At 68.4% G+C, this 18,208-nt stretch carries 17 protein-coding genes; 4 read left to right on the top strand and 13 right to left on the bottom strand.

Annotation, left to right across the window (positions count from 1 at the left end; translation table 11 throughout):
• Positions 1 to 4: 4 nt before the first annotated feature.
• From lipA to ACNQQL_RS09990, 5 genes are all read right to left on the bottom strand, one after another.
• Positions 5 to 970 carry a lipoyl synthase gene (gene lipA, locus ACNQQL_RS10010; RefSeq protein WP_347064018.1) on the bottom strand — a complete coding sequence of 322 codons (966 nt, stop codon included), beginning with the start codon at positions 968 to 970 and terminating at the stop codon, positions 5 to 7.
• A gap of 2 nt (positions 971 to 972) precedes the next feature.
• A complete protein-coding gene (locus ACNQQL_RS10005) occupies positions 973 to 2,088 on the bottom strand; it encodes an acetoin dehydrogenase dihydrolipoyllysine-residue acetyltransferase subunit (protein ID WP_175960920.1) in 1,116 nt (371 codons plus the stop codon).
• 4 nt (positions 2,089 to 2,092) lie between these two features.
• Entirely contained in the window at positions 2,093 to 3,097 is a 1,005-nt protein-coding gene (locus ACNQQL_RS10000; RefSeq protein WP_072437216.1) for an alpha-ketoacid dehydrogenase subunit beta, read from the bottom strand.
• 54 nt (positions 3,098 to 3,151) lie between these two features.
• On the bottom strand, positions 3,152 to 4,135 hold the full coding sequence (locus tag ACNQQL_RS09995) for a thiamine pyrophosphate-dependent dehydrogenase E1 component subunit alpha (RefSeq protein WP_072437215.1): 984 nt from the start codon (positions 4,133 to 4,135) through the stop codon (positions 3,152 to 3,154).
• A 191-nt stretch (positions 4,136 to 4,326) separates the two neighbouring features.
• Positions 4,327 to 5,385, bottom strand: a complete 1,059-nt coding sequence (locus ACNQQL_RS09990) for an ATP-NAD kinase family protein (RefSeq protein WP_347064017.1) — start codon at positions 5,383 to 5,385, stop codon at positions 4,327 to 4,329.
• A gap of 537 nt (positions 5,386 to 5,922) precedes the next feature.
• Here ACNQQL_RS09990 and ACNQQL_RS09985 point away from each other — a divergent pair.
• On the top strand, positions 5,923 to 7,839 hold the full coding sequence (locus ACNQQL_RS09985; RefSeq protein ID WP_347064016.1) for a sigma-54-dependent Fis family transcriptional regulator: 1,917 nt from the start codon (positions 5,923 to 5,925) through the stop codon (positions 7,837 to 7,839).
• 19 nt (positions 7,840 to 7,858) lie between these two features.
• Here the strand turns inward: ACNQQL_RS09985 and ACNQQL_RS09980 are convergent, their stop codons facing one another.
• Complete coding sequence (locus ACNQQL_RS09980) at positions 7,859 to 8,293, bottom strand: carboxymuconolactone decarboxylase family protein (protein WP_072437212.1); 435 nt, start codon at positions 8,291 to 8,293, stop codon at positions 7,859 to 7,861.
• Positions 8,277 to 8,738, bottom strand: a complete 462-nt coding sequence (locus tag ACNQQL_RS09975) for a MerR family transcriptional regulator (protein WP_347064015.1) — start codon at positions 8,736 to 8,738, stop codon at positions 8,277 to 8,279. The genes ACNQQL_RS09980 and ACNQQL_RS09975 overlap by 17 nt, the downstream gene beginning before the upstream one ends.
• 285 nt (positions 8,739 to 9,023) lie before the next feature.
• Between ACNQQL_RS09975 and ACNQQL_RS09970 the strand changes: the two genes are divergently transcribed.
• On the top strand, positions 9,024 to 9,635 hold the full coding sequence (locus ACNQQL_RS09970) for a ComEA family DNA-binding protein (protein WP_347064014.1): 612 nt from the start codon (positions 9,024 to 9,026) through the stop codon (positions 9,633 to 9,635).
• 88 nt (positions 9,636 to 9,723) lie between these two features.
• On the top strand, positions 9,724 to 10,155 hold the full coding sequence (locus tag ACNQQL_RS09965) for a YidB family protein (protein WP_175960930.1): 432 nt from the start codon (positions 9,724 to 9,726) through the stop codon (positions 10,153 to 10,155).
• Between the two features lie 129 nt (positions 10,156 to 10,284).
• On the opposite strand, the gene clpB is transcribed toward ACNQQL_RS09965, so the two are convergent.
• Positions 10,285 to 12,882: an ATP-dependent chaperone ClpB gene (gene clpB / locus ACNQQL_RS09960; protein ID WP_347064013.1), complete on the bottom strand. Its 2,598-nt coding sequence runs from the start codon at positions 12,880 to 12,882 to the stop codon at positions 10,285 to 10,287.
• 158 nt (positions 12,883 to 13,040) lie between these two features.
• Positions 13,041 to 13,559 carry an Rrf2 family transcriptional regulator gene (locus tag ACNQQL_RS09955; RefSeq protein ID WP_347064012.1) on the bottom strand — a complete coding sequence of 173 codons (519 nt, stop codon included), beginning with the start codon at positions 13,557 to 13,559 and terminating at the stop codon, positions 13,041 to 13,043.
• A 249-nt stretch (positions 13,560 to 13,808) separates the two neighbouring features.
• On the opposite strand from ACNQQL_RS09955, the gene ACNQQL_RS09950 reads away from it, so the two are divergent.
• Entirely contained in the window at positions 13,809 to 14,369 is a 561-nt protein-coding gene (locus ACNQQL_RS09950) for a group III truncated hemoglobin (RefSeq protein ID WP_072437207.1), read from the top strand.
• Positions 14,370 to 14,435: 66 nt separating this feature from the next.
• Here ACNQQL_RS09950 and ACNQQL_RS09945 read toward each other — a convergent pair whose 3' ends face one another.
• The 4 genes from ACNQQL_RS09945 to thrC all read right to left on the bottom strand — a co-directional run bounded on the left by ACNQQL_RS09945 (position 14,436) and on the right by thrC (position 18,198).
• Complete coding sequence (locus tag ACNQQL_RS09945; protein WP_072437206.1) at positions 14,436 to 14,912, bottom strand: molybdenum cofactor biosynthesis protein MoaE; 477 nt, start codon at positions 14,910 to 14,912, stop codon at positions 14,436 to 14,438.
• A gap of 25 nt (positions 14,913 to 14,937) precedes the next feature.
• Entirely contained in the window at positions 14,938 to 15,195 is a 258-nt protein-coding gene (gene moaD, locus ACNQQL_RS09940; RefSeq protein WP_011352296.1) for a molybdopterin converting factor subunit 1, read from the bottom strand.
• A 19-nt stretch (positions 15,196 to 15,214) separates the two neighbouring features.
• Complete coding sequence (glp, locus tag ACNQQL_RS09935; RefSeq protein ID WP_347064011.1) at positions 15,215 to 16,462, bottom strand: gephyrin-like molybdotransferase Glp; 1,248 nt, start codon at positions 16,460 to 16,462, stop codon at positions 15,215 to 15,217.
• A 284-nt stretch (positions 16,463 to 16,746) separates the two neighbouring features.
• On the bottom strand, positions 16,747 to 18,198 hold the full coding sequence (gene thrC / locus ACNQQL_RS09930) for a threonine synthase (RefSeq protein ID WP_347064010.1): 1,452 nt from the start codon (positions 18,196 to 18,198) through the stop codon (positions 16,747 to 16,749).
• Between the last annotated feature and the right edge of the window lie 10 nt (positions 18,199 to 18,208).

Here is an 18,208-nt window from a genome sequence, read left to right as displayed (position 1 = left end):
CCCGCTACGCATCCGCCAGCACGTCGGCCGCGTGATAGGACGAGCGCACGAGCGGACCGGCAACGACTTCCCTGAAACCGAGCGCCAGTGCCTCGTCCCGCCACGCGGCGAATGCGTCCGGGCTCACGTAGCGCCGCACCGGCAGATGGTGCTCGGACGGCGCCAGATACTGGCCGAGCGTCAGCACGTCGACTTCGTGCGCGCGCAGGTCGCGCAACGTGTCGCGCACCTCGTCGTCGCGCTCGCCGAGCCCGAGCATCAGCCCCGACTTCGTCACGAGCGTCGGCCGCGCGGCCTTCGCCTGCGCGAGCAGTGCGAGCGAGCCGCGATAGTCGGCGCCCGGCCGCGCCGCGCGATACAGCGACGGCACCGTCTCGATGTTGTGGTTGAACACGTCCGGCCAGGCCGACGACAGCGCGTCGAGCGCACGCGCGACGCGGCCGCGGAAGTCAGGCGTCAGCACCTCGACGCCGATACCCGGCACGCTCGCGCGCACCGCCGCGATGCACGCGGCGAAATGCGCGGCGCCGCCGTCGCGCAGGTCGTCGCGGTCGACCGACGTGATCACGACGTAGCGCAGCCCGAGCGCCGCGACCGCATCGGCCAGCCGCGCGGGCTCGTCGGGATCGAGCGGCTCGGGACGGCCGTGCGCGACGTCGCAGAACGGGCAACGCCGCGTGCACAGCCCGCCCATGATCATGAAGGTCGCGGTGCGCTGCGCGAAGCATTCGCCGATGTTCGGGCACATCGCCTCCTCGCAGACGGAATGCAGCCGATGGTCGCGCAGAACGGCAGCCATGCCGGCCACCGCCGCGCTCATCATCGGCCGCGCGCGCAGCCACGGCGGCTTCGGCAGCGCCGCGCCGGCCGCGGGCTCGACGCGCACCGGAATGCGCGCGAGCTTGTCGCGGCTTCTCGCGCCCGGCTGGCCGAGCGCCGTGAGGCTGGGTCGTTCGAGCGCGGCGGCCATCGTCAGTCTCCGAGAAACGCGACGATCAGGCGGTTCACGTCGGCGGCCGCCTCCATCTGCACCATGTGCCCGCTGCCGGCGATCACCTCGGCGCGCACGCCGTCCGGCAAGCCCCGCGCGTGCTGCGCGGGGATCACCTGGTCGCGCTCGCCCCAGATCACGAGCGTGCGCGGCGCGAGCGACGCGAGCCGGTCGCGGAACACGCGCCGCTGCGCCGCGCCGTCGAACGCGGCGTTCGCGATTTTCTCCAGCGCGGCCTGCACGCCTTCGAGCCGCTTGTACTTGACGAGATCCTCGACGAGCTGCCGCGTCACGAGCGCGTTGTCCGCGAACAGCGCACCGAGGTGCGGCTTCAGCGTGTTGCGGCTATTGCCGGCGACGAAGCCGTCGATATAGACGCGGTTGATGTCGGTGCCGAGCCCCGCGCTCGCGATCAGCGTCAGCGACGCGACGCGCTGCGGCGCGCGTTCGGCCGCGGCCATCGCGACCGCGCCGCCCATCGAATGGCCGATCAGGTGCGCGCGGTCGATGTGCTGCGCATCGAGCAGCGCGAGCACCGCGTCCGCCAACTCATCGAGGCTGCCCGTGTCGACCGCCTTGCCCGACTCGCCATGACCGGGCAAGTCGAGCGCCCATACGGGCCGGTGCGCGGCGAGATCCGCGTGATTGAACAGCCAGTTGTTCAGGTCGCCGCCGAAGCCGTGGATCAGCACGGCGGGCGTGCCCGCGCCGTCGCCGAGCTTCAGGAAGCGCACCGTACGGCCGCCGATCTGCGCCTTCTCGGGCTGCGGGCCCGCCGCTTCGTCCGATGCCGCGCTCGGCACGAAATCGCGCTGGAACTCGGCGATCGCCGCATCGATGTCGGCATCGCTCGCGTCGGCCGCTGCGACGACGCCGAGCAGCGCGCCGACCGGCAGCGTTTCGCCTTCCTGCGCGACCTGCCGGCGCAGCGTGCCGTCGAACGCGCATTCGACGCCCGACGAGATCTTGTCGGTCTCGACGTCGAGCACTTCGTCGCCCTTCGTCACGCGTTCGCCGATCGCCTTCAGCCAGCCGTTGACCTGCCCCTGCTCCATCGACAGCCCCCACTTGGGCATCGTGATCATGTGAATCGACATCGTGTCAGCTCCTCGTCTTCAGGACCGCCTGCGCAATCGCATCGGCGGACGGGATATACAGGTCTTCCAGCACGCTCGCGAACGGCGCGGGCGTATGCGGCGCGGTCACGAGCTCGATCGGTGCCTTGAGCGTTCGGAACGCGCGCTGCGCGACGAGCGCGGCGATGTCGGTCGCGATCGAGCAGCGCGGGTTCGCTTCGTCGACGACCACCACGCGCCCGGTGCGCGCCGCGCTTTCGAGGATGGTTTCCTCGTCGAGCGGCGACGTCGTGCGCAGGTCGATCACGTCGACCTGGATACCGTCCTTCGCGAGCTTCGCGGCCGCATCCATCGCGAGATGCACCATCCTGCCGTACGTGACGATGGTCGCGTCGTCGCCGTCGCGCATCACGTTCGCCTCGCCGAACGGAATCGCATAGGACTCCTCCGGCACGTCGCCCTCGCGCGTGTAAAGCAGCTTGTGCTCGAGGAAGATCACGGGATCGTCGTCGCGGATCGCCTGGATCAGCAGCCCCTTCGCGTCGTACGGCGTCGACGGGCACACGACCTTCAGCCCCGGGATGTGCGTGAACAGCGACGTGAGCATCTGCGAGTGCTGCGCAGCCGCGCGCAGCCCGGCGCCGTACATCGCGCGGATCACGACCGGCGTCACCGCCTTGCCGCCGAACATGTAGCGGAATTTCGCGGCCTGGTTGAAGATCTGGTCGAAGCAAACGCCCATGAAATCGATGAACATCAGTTCCGCGACGGGCCGCATCCCGCACGCGGCCGCGCCGACCGCCGCGCCGATGTAGCCGCCTTCGGACAGCGGCGTATCGAGCACGCGCCCTGGAAACTTGTGGAACAGCCCCTTCGTCACGCCGAGCACGCCGCCCCACGCGTCGTCCTCGCCCGGCGCGCCCGCGCCGCCCGCATTGTCCTCGCCCATCACGATCACGCTGTCGTCGCGCGCCATCTCCTGCGCGAGCGCCTCGTTGATCGCTTGCGAATAAGTGATCTTCCTTGCCATGTCTGTCTCCTGGTATGTTCGGTTCGCCGTGCCGGCTGCGGTGTCAGGCCGCGCTCACGGATACGACACGTAGACGTCGGTCAGCAGGTCGGCCGCGTCGGGCAGCGGCGCGGCCTTCGCCTGCGCGACCGCGTCGTCGATCAGCGCCTTCACCTGGGCGTCGACCGCGCGCAGATCGTCGGTCGTCAGCGCTTCGGCGCGCACGACACGCGTCTCGAAATGCTTCAGGCAGTCCTTCTCGTCGCGCAGCTTCTGCACCTCGCCGGGTGCGCGGTAGGTCTGCGCATCGCCTTCGAAATGGCCGAAATAGCGCGTGAACTTCACCTCGACGAGCGTCGGGCCGCCGCCGTTGCGCGCACGCTCGACGGCCTCGCCGAGCGCTTCGTGCACCGCGAAGAAGTCGAAGCCGTCGACGATCACGCCCGGCATCCCGAACCCGTTCGCGCGATCGGCGATGTTGTCGGTCGCGACCGACCAGCTCGACGACGTCGCTTCCGCATATCCGTTGTTTTCGGCGACGAAGATCGCGGGCAGCCGCCACACCGACGCGAGGTTCATCGATTCGAAGATCACGCCCTGGTTCGACGCACCGTCGCCGAAGAAGCACACGCCGACGCCGCCGGTCTTCCGGTGTTTCGCCGCGAGCGCCGCGCCGCACACGAGCGGACCGCCCGCGCCGACGATCCCGTTCGCGCCGAGCATCCCCATCGACAGGTCGGCGATGTGCATCGAGCCGCCCTTGCCGTGGCAGACACCGGTCTTCTTGCCATAGATCTCGGCCATCATCCCGCGCACGTCGACGCCCTTCGCGATGCAATGGCCGTGGCCGCGGTGCGTGGTCGCGACGTAGTCGGCGAGGCCGAGGTGCAGCATCGTACCGACCGCGGACGCTTCCTCGCCCGCGTACAGGTGAACGAAGCCGGGGATTTCTCCGGTCGCGAATTCGACGTGCAGGCGCTCCTCGAATTCGCGGATCGTGCGCATCAGCCGGTATGCGTCCAGCAGCTTGTCCCTGCTGAGCTGGGTCGAAACGGTCATGTGTGTCTCCTGGGTAGGTCTGACTGCGAATGCCGCCGCGGCCGTGCCGCGGCGACGGATTGCACGGCCTGCGGCCGTCAGTGGAACGTGAAGCCGCCGTCGATGTTCACGGCCTGGCCGGTCACGTTGTCCATCGGTGCCTCCTTGACGATCGTCATGGATGTCGAAATGTCGTTCGGGAAACCGGAGGCTCAGTCCCGCCACGAACCTGCATCGCGCAGCAATTGCCGCGAAGACGCGTAGCGCAGCGTGCGGCCGACGTCGACCGTCAGCGGCCCGCGCCAGTCGAGCGAAATCTCGTAGCGATCGCCGCGCGCAACCTCGATCTCTCGCTCGCCGTCGAACGCGAGCGTGCCGCGCTCGAACGGGATCGTCTGCCACGCGCCCGGTTCGAGCCGCTCGCAACTGCGCATCACGACGCGGTCGACGCGGCCCGGTGCAATCGGTGCGACGAGCGGCGTGCCGGCCGTCTTGCCTTCGTCCGCGAAGCGCATCGCGAGCCCGTGCGGCGCGCTGCGCTCGAGCGGTGCCCATGCGCCGCCGAGCGCGGACAGGCCGATGCCGTCCGGTTCCGCGAACGTCAGGTAGAGCGAGTCGATGTCGTCGGGCCCCGAAATCGCGCGGGCGCCGATGAAGCGCTGTCGCGCCGCGCACACGTCGACGAGCGCAATCTCTTCGCGCCCCGGCCGTGCACCCGCCACGCAGCGCACGACGAGCCGCTTGTTGCGCGTGAACGCAACCTCCGCCGGCACGGCGCCGGTCGCGACGAGTCCGGCCGCGACGCCTGCGACGGTCGCCTCGCGATGTTCGGGAAAGGCGTTGTTGGTGCCGGTGGACAGCGCGACGAGCGGCGTCGCGCCGCAATGCGCGGCCACCGCGCGATGGGTGCCGTCGCCGCCGAGCACGACGATCAGCGCGACTTCCATCCGGTGCAGGTACGCGGCGCCGGCGTGCGTATCGGCGACGGTATCCGTGATCGGCAGGTCGATGAACTCGACCTCGGGCCAGCGCTCGTGCGGCGCGACCGCGCGATGCGTATCGAGCGCGCGCAGCAGCAGCGTCGCGATGCCCGTCCGGTCGCGCAGCGTCAGCACGCGCTCGACGCCCATCGCGCCGAGGCCGGCCAGCAGGCGCACGATCATGTTCGCCTTCTCCGCCGTCGGAAACACGGATGCATGCGTCGTGAGGCGGCGGATGTCGCGCCCCGATGCGGGGTTCGCGATCACACCGACGGTAACGGGCGTCGTCACGGGTTTGTCTCCATCCAGTTGACCGGCAGCGGCGCATTGGCGCCCGCTCCGGCCCTGCCTGTTTCGTCCGCTGCCATCGACGGGCTGCGGATCGTCGTCGCCGACGCGGCTGCGCCGAACTTGCCCGTGATCTCTGCAAGCGGCGTGCCATCGTGTGTGCAATGACCGCGAAACCCGCGCGCACGCTGGCGCGGCGGGCATGCACGTGTTCCGGGTTCGCGACCGTGACCACGCAGCACGTGGCGAATCCGCCCGTGCGTCTCACGTCGTCGTTGCGACGGCGCGCTCGTCGCGACGCCTGCGCAAGCGCGCCGCGCTGCCTGCAAACCCTGCGTCGATGCGGCGTGGCGCATGCCGCGACAAGCCGGACGACCGCTGCGCGCCACGCATGCGGGCGTCTCAACCGCGCGAGACCGGGCGAGAGACACGTGAGACGAACGTCTCACGCGTGCTGCGTGCTGCGATGCAATGTGATCCGCCGGACCGGATGTGCTACAAGAACATCGAATTCCCCGCCGTACGGAACCGGAGCCGACCATGCCCTACGCCGTCCCCCAGGCCCAGCACGCCGACCGTGTACTCGGCGCGCTCGCCGGACGCCTGCCCGCGCCGGCCGATTCCGCGCGCCTCGTGTCGTCGTGGCAACGTTCGCTGGAGCGCTACTGTCTCGACCCCGCTTCGTCGATCGGCCCGCGCGTGCTGACCGCGTCCGAGCTGCGCGAAGTGCGCGACAAGGAGGAAGCCTTCCTGCGTGCGTCGGGCCAGTGCCTGACGCGGCTGCACGACATGATCCGCGTCGCCGACTATTGCGTGATGCTGACCGACGCGCACGGCGTGACGATCGACTACCGGATCGACCGCGAGCGCCGCAACGACTTCCGCCATGCGGGGCTGCACATCGGCTCGTGCTGGTCGGAAAGCGAGGAAGGGACGTGCGGCGTCGCGAGCGTGCTGACCGATCTCGCGCCGATCACCGTACACAAGACCGATCATTTTCGCGCGGCGTTCACGACGCTCACCTGCAGCGCGGCGCCGATCTTCTCGCCGGGCGGCGAGCTGATCGGCGTGCTCGACGCGTCGGCCGTCCATTCGCCTGACGGCCGCGACAGCCAGCGCCTCGTCTACCAGCTCGTGCGGCAAAGCGCGGCGCTGATCGAGGACGGCTACTTCGTGCACAGCACCGCGCAGCACTGGATATTGTTCGGGCATCCGAACCGTCACTACGTCGAAGCGCAACCCGAGTGGCTGATCGCGTTCGACGAATGCGGCAATATCGTCGCCGCGAACCGGCAGGCCCGCGACGCGCTGCCGGCGCTGCGCGAACCGCGCCATATCGACGAGATATTCGACGCAACCGAGATGCCGCTGCGCGATGCCGCGCGGCTCGACACGATCGTCGCGCTGCGGCTGCGCGCAACCGGCGCACCGCTCTATGCGCGGCTGCGTGCGCCGCTACGACGCGCCGGCCGCGAGCCCGGCACGGTAGCGCGGCGCGCGGGCACCGCGCCACGCCACGTCGGCGCGCTGACGCCGTTCCTGCACAGCAGCGACGCGCACATCGCGCAACAAGCGGAGCTCGTGCTGCGGGTCGCGAGCAAGCGGCTGCCGATTCTCGTGCTCGGCGAGACCGGTGCGGGCAAGGAAGTATTCGCGCGCGCGATCCACGACGCCGGTGCGCGGCGTGCGCGACCGTTCGTCGCCGTCAACTGCGGCGCGCTGCCGGAAGCATTGATCGAGAGCGAACTGTTCGGCTATGCGGCCGGCGCGTTCACCGGCGCACGCAAGCACGGCGCGCGCGGCAAGATCGCGCTTGCCGACGGCGGCACGCTGTTTCTCGACGAAATAGGCGACATGCCGCTCGCGCTGCAGACACGGCTGTTGCGCGTGCTCGCCGACGGCGAGGTCGTGCCGCTCGGCAGCGACACGCCCGTGCGCGTCGACCTCGATGTGATCTGCGCGACGCACCGCGATCTCGCGCGCATGGTGGCCGACGGCACGTTCCGCGAAGATCTGTATTACCGGCTGAGCGGCGCGACGTTCGAACTGCCGCCGCTGCGCGAGCGCGCAGACGTGCGCGACGTGATTACCGCCGTGTTCGCCGAGGAAGCGCAGGCGACTGGCCACGTACTCACGCTCGACGCGACGCTCGCCGAACAGCTCGCCGCCTATCCGTGGCCCGGCAACGTACGGCAGCTGCGCAACGTGCTGCGCTATGCGTGCGCGGTGTGCGACACAGCGCGCGTGACGCGGCGCGACCTGCCGGCCGACCTCGCCGCACAGCTCGGCGGCGCCCCGGCCGGCGCACTGCCCGACGACGAGCGCGGCCGCATCGTCGCGGCGCTCACCGCGCACCGCTGGCGGCCCGACGCGGCCGCGCAGGCGCTCGGCATCTCGCGCGCGACGCTGTACCGGCGGATCGCGAAACACCGGATCGTCGCGCCGCACCGCGCGTGACGAGCCGGCGCGACCGCCATCACGCGGTCTGCGCGGCCGCTTCGCTTGCTTTCCCGGCCTCACCCGCCGCTTCGTCGCGCCGCACGAACACCTCGTGCGCGGCGAACAGCGCGTTCAGCGCGGCCGGGAAACCCGCGTAGATGGCCACCTGCATGAACACCTCGACGATCTCGTCGCGCGTGCAGCCGACGTTCAGCGCAGCCTCGATATGCACCTTCAGTTGCGGCTGTGCGTTGCCGAGCGCGGCCAGCGCCGCGATCGTCGCGATCTCGCGTGCTTTCAGGTCGAGCTGCGGCCGGCTGTAGATGTCGCCGAAACTGAACTCGACCAGGAGCCGCCCGAAATCCGGCGCGATCGGTGCAAGCGCCGCGATCACGCGTTCGCCCACTTCGCCGTCGATTTCCTTCAGTTTGTTCCAGCCGCGCGTATAACGATCTTCAACGAGTTGTTCCATCGTGTCCGTCCTGTTCCGATTGAGAGTGAGAAGGTGTCGCCCGTCGTTCCGTATCGCGTTCCCGCGCCTCGTAGTACGCGATCTTGTCGCCGATCGCGTCGAGGCTCGCCTGCAGCTCCGCGATATGCACCCGCACCGCGTCGCGATGCGCAACCAGCAACCGGCGCCGCGCACCGAACGTCGGCTCGCCTTGCGCGCGCAGCGCCGCGAACTGCTGCATCTGCGCGATCGGCATGCCGGTCGCCTTCAGTCGCATCACGAACGCCAGCCAGTCAAGGTCGGCCGGCGCATAGAGCCGGTGCCCGGCCGCCGTGCGCGAAATCGCGCGCAGCAGGCCGGCCTGCTCGTAATACCGCAGCGTATGCGTCGACACGCCGGTCAGCTCGGCGACTTGCCCGATCGTCAGCGGACCGGCGGAGGAAGGTTTGGATGCGGTTTTCGACATGGCAGGAACAAGGTTAGGAGTTAGAGTTCACTCTAAGTCAAGCCCTGTCGAACAGCCAGCGTCGCGATAACCCGCGATCCCCCTCGATACCGTAAAGAATGGTCAAAAACGCCGCCCGGCGCGGCTTTCGGCCTTTACAGCGACGCAAGCCTTCAGCAAGATTCGGTCAGCCTGTCTTAAAAAGGGCACGCATTTGTCCTATGCTTAACGGCGACGCCCGGCCAGGCCTCGCCCCGCCGTCCGTTGCAACAGCCATTCATCCGTCAGAACCAGGGAGCCTTTGCCATGCTGAAAAAGCTGCTGATGCTGTTCGTCGCGCTATCGCTGTCGCTCGCCGCAGGCTTTGCCGCGGCCGTCGAAGTCAACACGGCCGACCAGGCCGCGCTCGAAGCCGTGAAGGGTCTCGGGCCCGTCAAGTCGAAGGCGATCATCGACGAACGCACCAAGAACGGCCCATTCAAGGACGCCGACGATCTCGCAAATCGGGTGAAGGGCCTCGGCACGAAATCGGTCGGGCATCTCGAGGAAAACGGCCTGACGATCGGCGGCTCGTCGACGCCGCCGAAAGGCGTGAAGCTGTCGAAGCCGGCCGCGACGACGTCGGCCACCACATCGGCAACGACTTCGGCAGGCACCGCATCGACGTCCACCACGGCGACGGGCGGCACGACGGCTACGGCGCCTGCCCCGGCGGCAAGCGCGCCGGAAGCGGCAACGAAGCCGGCGAAGGCCAAGCGCGCGTCGAAGAAGGAAAAGGCGGCAGCGGCCGCAGCGGCATCCGCCGACGCGGGTGCGAGCGCACCGGCCGCAGCGTCGTCCGCGAAGGCGGCGAAGGGTTCGAAGAAAAAGAGCAAGAAGGACAAGGCAGCCTCCGCCGCCGCGGCGTCGGGCGCCTGATGTGCGCCGCGCGCGCGACGGCGTGCGCGCGGCATTCGTTCAACGGGCGCCCTTATTGCGGCGCCCTTATCGGTAAAGGTGAAGAACCATGGGTCTCCTCGACATCGTAGGCGGTCTGATCGGCGGCCAGGCCGGCGGCAACTCGCAAAGCGCGCTCATCGCGACCGCACTCGAATTCATCAACAACCAGCCGGGCGGCCTGAACGGCCTGATCGAGAAGTTCCAGAAAGGCGGCGCCGGCGAGGTCATCGGCTCATGGGTCGGCACCGGCGAGAACCAGCCGATCTCGGCCGACACGCTGCAGAACGTGCTCGGCTCGGACGTCGTCGGTTCACTCGCGAGCAAGATCGGCATCGATCCGGGTCAGGCCTCGTCGATCCTCGCGCAGGTGCTGCCGCACGTCGTCAACAGCGCGACGCCGAACGGCGAAGTGCCGGCCGGCGGCCAGATCGATACGTCGAACGTGCTCGGCACGCTGACGCAGCTCGCCGGCATGTTCGGCGGCAACAAGCAGGCCTGAGCCCGCACCGCTTCATGGCCCCCGCTTCATGGCCCAATCGGGCCGCTCCATATGCAAACACCCCGCCGAGGCGGGGTGTTTGTTTTTGCGCGCCCGGCGCGAACCGGGCGTGCGGCCGGTGGCCAGCGTTCAGTGAACGACGCGGTCGAACACGAACTTGCCGTCGTTGACGTCGACCGGAATCACGTCCTTCGGACCGAAGCGGCCCGCGAGGATGAGCTTCGCGACCGGGTTCTCGATCTCCTGCTGGATCGCGCGCTTCAGCGGCCGCGCGCCGAACAGCGGATCGTAGCCGACCTTCGCGATCTGCTCGAGCGCCGCTTCCGACACGTCGAGCGCCATGTCGAGCTTCGCGAGCCGGTCGTGCAGGCGCGCCAGCTGGATCTTCGCGATCGACTCGATGTTGCTGCGGTCGAGCGCATGGAACACGACGACGTCGTCGATCCGGTTCAGGAACTCGGGGCGGAAATGCTGCTTCACTTCGAGCCACACCGCGTCCTTGATCTCGTCCTGCGGCGCACCGGTCATCGCCTGGATCACCTGCGAGCCGAGGTTCGACGTCATCACGATCACCGTGTTCTTGAAGTCGACCGTGCGCCCCTGCCCGTCCGTCATGCGGCCGTCGTCGAGCACCTGCAGCAGCACGTTGAACACGTCCGGATGCGCCTTCTCGATCTCGTCGAGCAGGATCACGCTGTACGGCTTGCGGCGCACGGCTTCCGTCAGGTAGCCGCCTTCCTCGTAGCCGACATAACCCGGCGGCGCGCCGATCAGCCGCGCGACGCTGTGCTTCTCCATGAACTCGCTCATGTCGATGCGGATCAGGTGCTCTTCCGAATCGAACAGGAACGACGCCAGCGCCTTGCACAGCTCGGTCTTGCCGACACCCGTCGGGCCGAGGAACAGGAACGAGCCGTACGGACGGTTCGGATCGGCGAGACCCGCGCGCGAACGGCGGATCGCGTCGGCCACCGCGCCGATCGCCTCGTGCTGGCCGACCACGCGCTCATGCAGCTTTTCCTCGATGTGCAGCAGCTTTTCGCGTTCGCCCTGCATCATTCGCGACACGGGAATTCCCGTCGAACGCGACACGACTTCCGCGATTTCCTCGGCGCCGACCTGCGTGCGCAGCAGGCGCGGACGCGTCGGGTTGTGCTGCTCCCGCTCTTCGGCCTGCGTGACCTGCTTCAGTTGCGCCTCGAGCTGCGGCAGCTTGCCGTACTGCAGCTCCGCGACCTTCTCAAGCTTGCCTTCACGCTGCAGCCGCGCGATGTCCGCCCGCGCCTTCTCGATCTCTTCCTTGAGCTGCGCGCTGCCCTGCACCGCGGCCTTCTCGACGGTCCAGATCTCCTCGAGGTCCGCATACTCGCGGCCGAGGCGGTCGATCTCTTCCTCGATCAGCTGCAGGCGCTTCTGCGACGCTTCGTCCTGCTCCTTCTTCACGGCTTCGCGCTCGATCTTCAGCTGGATCAGCCGGCGGTCGAGCTTGTCCATCTCTTCGGGCTTCGAATCGATTTCCATCTTGATCTTCGAAGCGGCTTCGTCGATCAGGTCGATCGCCTTGTCGGGCAGGAAGCGGTCGGTGATGTAGCGATGCGACAGCTCGGCCGCGGCAACGATCGCCGGGTCGGTGATGTCGACGCCGTGGTGCAGTTCGTACTTCTCCTGCAGCCCGCGCAGGATCGCGATCGTCGCCTCGACGCTCGGCTCGTCGACGAGCACCTTCTGGAAGCGGCGTTCGAGCGCGGCATCCTTTTCGATGTACTTGCGGTATTCGTCGAGCGTGGTCGCGCCGATGCAGTGCAGCTCGCCGCGCGACAGCGCCGGCTTCAGCATGTTGCCCGCATCCATCGCGCCTTCGGCCTTGCCCGCGCCGACCATCGTGTGGATCTCGTCGATGAAGACGATCGTCTGGCCTTCGTCCTTCGCGATGTCGTTGAGCACGGCCTTCAGCCGCTCCTCGAACTCGCCGCGGTACTTCGCGCCGGCGAGCAGCGCGGCCATGTCGAGCGACAGCACGCGCTTGCCCTTCAGCGTCTCGGGCACTTCGCCGTTGACGATCCGCTGCGCGAGCCCTTCGACGATCGCCGTCTTGCCGACGCCCGGCTCGCCGATCAGCACCGGGTTGTTCTTCGTGCGGCGCTGCAGGATCTGGATCGAGCGGCGGATTTCGTCGTCGCGGCCGATCACCGGATCGAGCTTGCCCGAACGGGCGCGCTCGGTCAGGTCGACCGTGTACTTCTTCAGCGCCTCTCGCTGGCTTTCGGCATCCTGGCTGTGCACCTGCGAGCCGCCGCGCACCGCGGCGATCGCGGCTTCGAGCGCCTTGCGCGTGAGGCCGTGCTGACGCGCGAGCTTGCCGGCATCGCCCTTGTCGTCGGACACGGCGAGCAGGAACATCTCGCTCGCGATGAACGTGTCGTTGAGCTTCTGCGCTTCCCTGTCGGCCTGATTCAGCAGCCCGGCCAACTCGCGGCCAATCTGGATGTCGCCGCCCGTGCCCGTGACTTGCGGCAGGCGCGAGATCGCTTCGTTCAGCGCGCCTTGCAGCGCCTGCACGTGAACACCCGCGCGCGACATCAGCGAACGGGCGGAACCGTCGTGCTGCGCGACCAGCGCCGCCAGTACGTGAACGGGTTCGATGTATTGATTGTCGCGGCCTGCCGCGAGGCTTTGCGCGTCCGCGAGTGCTTCCTGGAACTTGGTGGTGAGCTTGTCGATTCTCATTTTGTCGAGACCTCCAATTTTCGATTAACACCAAGATGAGGATGGTTATGCGGCTTTCAAGCAGAATTCGGGTTGATTCAGCGCAAAAAATCGCTGGATGGCAATGCCGCGGCCCAGGGGCGGGACGCGGCCGGATCGCGGGACGCGGTGCTCGCGTGTCAGCCGGCCGTCGACGGCGGCTCGACGGGCGCAGGCGATTCGTCCAGTGACGGTGCGGCGCGCACGAGCGCGACCGGGCGGATGCCGAGCAACGCAGCAAGCGGCGACGCGGGTTCGACCAGTTCGCCGAGCGTGTGACGATCGAGCTCGGCGAAGAACGCATCGCGCGCGGCCGCCAGCACCCCCTTCAGGCGACACTGCGGCTCGATCACGCAGCCGCGCGACTCGCTGCCGTCGGTCGAAAAACAGCCGACCAGCGCGAAGTCGTTCTCGGTCGCGCGCACGACCTGGCCGACCGTCAGCAGCAGCGATTCGGGGAACAGCCGCAGCCCGCCGTTGCGGCCGCGGACCGTGTCGACCCATCCCAACTCGCCGAGCTGCTGCACGACTTTCATCAGATGGTTCTTCGAGATGCCGTAGGCGTCCGAGATCTCCTGGATCGTCGCGAGCCCCTCGCCGCGCACGGCAAGGTACAGCATCACGCGCAGCGAATAATCGGTGTAGTCGGTGAGTCTCATGGGCGAATACGGAAAAGATCGATCGTGCCCCGATTGCGCGGGCCGGGCCGGTCGGGATGCGCCGGGCCGGCTGACGGTCCCGTTCCGCAGCCCCGGGTTGCCCGGATGGCGCGCGCGCAATAAGATGCGTTACATCCGCACGTTTTCAGGGGGTGTTGGACGCTATTTTGCGTCAAAATCCTGCCGGCGTCCTGCGCGTTGCCCGCGCCGCCGCTTCGTCGTTGCCTCGATCTCCCGGCCCTTTTTGCCATGACCGCCCTGCCTGCCTCGCCCGAAACCGCCCCGGCCCGCCCTCGCGATGCCGAGCCGACCGAAGACAACATCCGCGATCTCGTCTACGCGTTTTACGACCGCGTGCGCGCCGATCCGCTGCTCGGGCCCGTGTTCGACGCGAAGCTGGCCGGCCGCTGGGACGACCATCTGCCGAAGATGGTCACGTTCTGGTCGAGCCTCGTGCTCGGCACCAAGGGCTATCGCGGCAACGTGCAGCAGGCGCACCAGCCGCTCGACGGGATCGAGCCGGCCCATTTCAGCCGCTGGCTGTCGCTGTTCCTGAAGACCGTCGAGGCGCGCTACGCGCCGCCTGCGGCGATCCGCTTCATGGAACCCGCGCTGCGGATCGCGCAAAGCCTGCAGTTGAGCCGGTTCGGCTGGGATTACCGGATTCCGCCCGAGCAGCAGGCGCTGCTCGATGCGATCGCGCCGCGCCGCCGCGACGCGGGCGACGATCCGCACGCATTGCCGTCGCGTGCCCGCGGCGAACCGTTTCCGACGAAGATCATCGGGCGCAGCGCCGATCCGGACGCGTAACGCGTACACATCGCGCGCGACGTTTGCGCACATGCAGCACATCGCCGCATCGCGCGGACGCCGCGCTCAGCGCGGCGTGTTGCCCGATTCGACGCCCCAGCGCGCGAGCGCCGCATCGTCGGTGCTGCGCGCATCGACCCAGCGCTCGCCGTCAGGCGTCGTTTCCTTCTTCCAGAACGGCGCTTCGGTCTTCAGGTAGTCCATCACGAACTCGCACGACGCGAACGCATCGCCGCGATGCGCGGCGACCGTCGCCACCATCACGATCTGGTCGAGCGGCAGGAGCCTGCCGACCCGATGCACGATCGCGACGTCGATGCCCGGCCAGCGCCGGCAGGCCTCGGCAGCGATCTTCTCGAGCGCCTTCTCGGTCATCCCCGGATAGTGCTCGAGCTCCATCGCGGCGACCGAATCGCCTTCGTTCAGGTCGCGCACGGTGCCGACGAAGCACGCGATCGCGCCGATCTTCGGATTGCGCGCGCGTAATGCCGCGACTTCGGCGTTCAGATCGAAGTCGTCGGTCTGGATTCGTATCGTTGCCATCACACGCTCCGGTCCCATGCCAAGCTCAACCGCCCGTCACCGGCGGAAAGAACGCGACCTCGCAGCCCTCGGTGAGCCGCGTGTCGGGATCGGTCATCTCGTGGTTGCACGCCATGCGCAATGCGCGCCCTTCGGCGAGCGTCTCGGCCCACGCACCGCCGCGCACGCGCAGCCACGCGCGCACGTCGCCGACGGTCGTTACGCTGTCCGGCACGTCGGCCTGCTCGTCGGCGACGCCCAGCGCTTCTCGTACGCTTGCAAAAAATTTCAGCTGAATCTTCATGGTTCGGGAAGCCGCCGCGTTACGACAGCAATTCGGAAAACGGAATGAAACGCACGGTCTCGCCTGCGCTGATCGCGTGCTGCGGCGGATTGTCGATCAGGCCGTCGCCCCAGACCGTCGACGTCAGCACCGCCGAGCTCTGGTTCGGGAACAGATCGAGGCCGCCGGCCGCATTGACGCGTGCGCGCAGGAATTCGTTGCGCCGGTCGCCCTTGCCTTGCGAAAAGTCGGCGCGCAGCGACAGCGCGCGCGGCGCGACGTCGCGCACGCCGGACAGGCGCAGCAGGAACGGCCGCACGAACAGCAGGAACGTGACGAAGCTCGATACGGGGTTGCCGGGCAGCCCGATGAAGTGCGCATCGGGGCGATCGTCGCCGCGCCGCACCGCGCCGTACGCGAGCGGCTTGCCGGGCTTCATCGCGATCTGCCACAGCGCGAGCCGCCCTTCGGCCTCGACGGCCGGCTTCACGTGATCCTCGTCACCGACCGATACGCCGCCGCTCGTCAGGATCACGTCGTGATCGCGCGCGGCCTCGCGCAGCGTGTCGCGCGTCGCGGCGAGCGAGTCGGGCACGATCCCGTAGTCGGTCACGTGGCAGCCGAGCCGCTCCAGCAGCCCGCGCAGCGTGAAGCGGTTCGAGTTGTAGATCGCGCCAGGCTTCAGCGGCTCGCCCGGCATCGTCAGCTCGTCGCCGGTGAAGAACACCGCGACGCGAATCCGCCGTGCGACCGACAGTTGCGCGCAGCCGACCGATGCGGCCAGGCCGAGCGCCTGCGGCGTGAGCCGCGTGCCGGCCGGCAGGATCACCGCGCCCTGCCGGATGTCCGCGCCCTGCGCGGTGATCCATTCACCGGCCTTCGGCGTATGCAGGATCTCGACCGCATCGCCGTCGGCCGACGTCTGCTCCTGCATCACGACGGCGTCGGCGCCCGGCGGCACCGTCGCGCCGGTGAAGATCCGCGCGGCCGTGCCGGCCGCGAGCGGCACGGCCAGATGACCGGCCGGAATCCGCTGCGACACCGGCAGACGCCGCTCGCCGTGCAGCAGGTCGGCGACGCGCACCGCATAACCGTCCATCGCGCTCGTATGCATCGGCGGCACGTCGAGCGGCGAGCTCACGTCGGCCGCCAGCACGCGGCCGAGCGCGTCGAGCGTGGCGACGGTTTCGGTGCCGGGCAGCGGCTTCGCGGCATCGAGCAGCGCGGCGAGCGCCTCGGCGGTCGACAGCATCGGCGCGCGAGGCGCCGCGGGATTCGGGTTCGACATCGATGGAATCGGGGAACGTTGGAGTCAATACGTCATTGTAGCGACGCCGTCGCGCGGGCGCGCGATATGGCGGACATGCGAGAACTGTGATCGTCGCGAACGCGCGGGTCTGGCACCCGTTTCGCGCGACGTTCGGCTGCAGACGCGCGGCGCGCCGCCGAACGCCTGCATATCGCAGTACCGCTGCACCGCATCGCCAAACGAAACGGCCGGAACCCCGATCCGTTCGACGAATCGGCATTCCGGCCGTCCTGCGCAGCCGGGCCTGCAGGCCCGGCCGTACGTCACGCGCCCGTATGCGCGGCGATGAAGTCCTTCACCTGCTGCGCGTCAGCCTTCACGACCTTGAAGCGCTGCGGCAGCGCCTCGAGCCCGTCGAATGCGGCCGGCCGCTCGGCTTCGCGCTCGAGCGCTTCACGGATCGTCTCGCCGAACTTGATCGGTTGCGCCGTTTCGAGCACGACCATCGGCACGCCTGCGTCGAGATGTTCGCGCGCAACCTTCACGCCATCGGCCGTGTGCGTATCGATCATCGTGTCGTAGCGCGAGAACACGTCGCGGATCGTCGCGATGCGGTCCGTGTGGCTGCTGCGGCCCGACACGAAGCCGAACTCCGCGACGCGAGCGAAATCGCCGCTCGCCGCGAGGTCGAAGCCGCCCTTCTCCTCGACGTCGCGGAACAGCTGCATCACGCGCGCCGGATCGCGGCCGAGCAGGTCGAACACGAAGCGCTCGAAGTTCGACGCCTTCGAGATGTCCATGCTCGGGCTGCTCGTGTGATACGTGTTCTCGGCGCTGCGCACGCGATACGCGCCCGTGCGGAAGAACTCGTCGAGCACGTCGTTCTCGTTGGTCGCGACCACGAGCTTCGCGATCGGCAGCCCCATCATCCGCGCGATGTGGCCCGCGCATACGTTGCCGAAGTTGCCGGACGGTACCGTGAACGACACGCGCTCGTCGTTGGACTGCGTCGCCGCGAAGTAGCCCTTGAAGTAGTACACGACCTGTGCGACGACGCGCGCCCAGTTGATCGAGTTGACCGTGCCGATCTTCTGCTGCGCCTTGAACGCGTGATCGTTCGACACGGCCTTCACGATGTCCTGGCAGTCGTCGAACACGCCTTCGACCGCGAGGTTGAAGATGTTCGGATCCTGCAGGCTGAACATCTGGGCCGTCTGGAACGCGCTCATCTTCTTGTGCGGCGACAGCATGAACACGCGCACGCCGGCCTTGCCGCGCATCGCGTATTCGGCCGCGCTGCCCGTGTCGCCCGACGTCGCGCCGAGAATGTTCAGCGCCTCGCCGTGCTTCGCGAGCGTGTACTCGAACAGGTTGCCGAGCAGCTGCATCGCCATGTCCTTGAACGCGAGCGTCGGGCCGTTCGACAGTTCGAGCAGCGAGATCGGCGCGCCGTTCTCGGTGCCGAGCGTCTTCAGCGGCGTGATGTCGGCTGCGTTCTCGCCGTGGCGCGTGTTGCTGTACACGTCGGCCGTATACGTGCGGCGCGTGATCGCGCGCAGGTCGTCGGCCGGCACGTCGTCGCAGAACTTCGACAGGATCTCGAATGCGAGATCCGCGTACGGCAGCGCGCGCCAGCGCGCGAGCTCGTCGGCGGACACCTTCGGATACTCGGCCGGCAGGTAGAGCCCGCCGTCCTTCGCGAGACCACCGAGCAGGATGTCGGAGAACGTATGGCGCTCGCCGATGCCGGCGCCGCGCGTGGAGATGTAGTTCATGTCTTCCGCC

The organism is Burkholderia sp. LFS061, from assembly GCF_047978125.1.
In the GTDB taxonomy this organism is placed as follows: domain Bacteria; phylum Pseudomonadota; class Gammaproteobacteria; order Burkholderiales; family Burkholderiaceae; genus Burkholderia; species Burkholderia pyrrocinia_C.
Note: the sequence above shows the minus strand (reverse complement) of the source record. Positions and strands in the feature narration are given on the sequence as shown.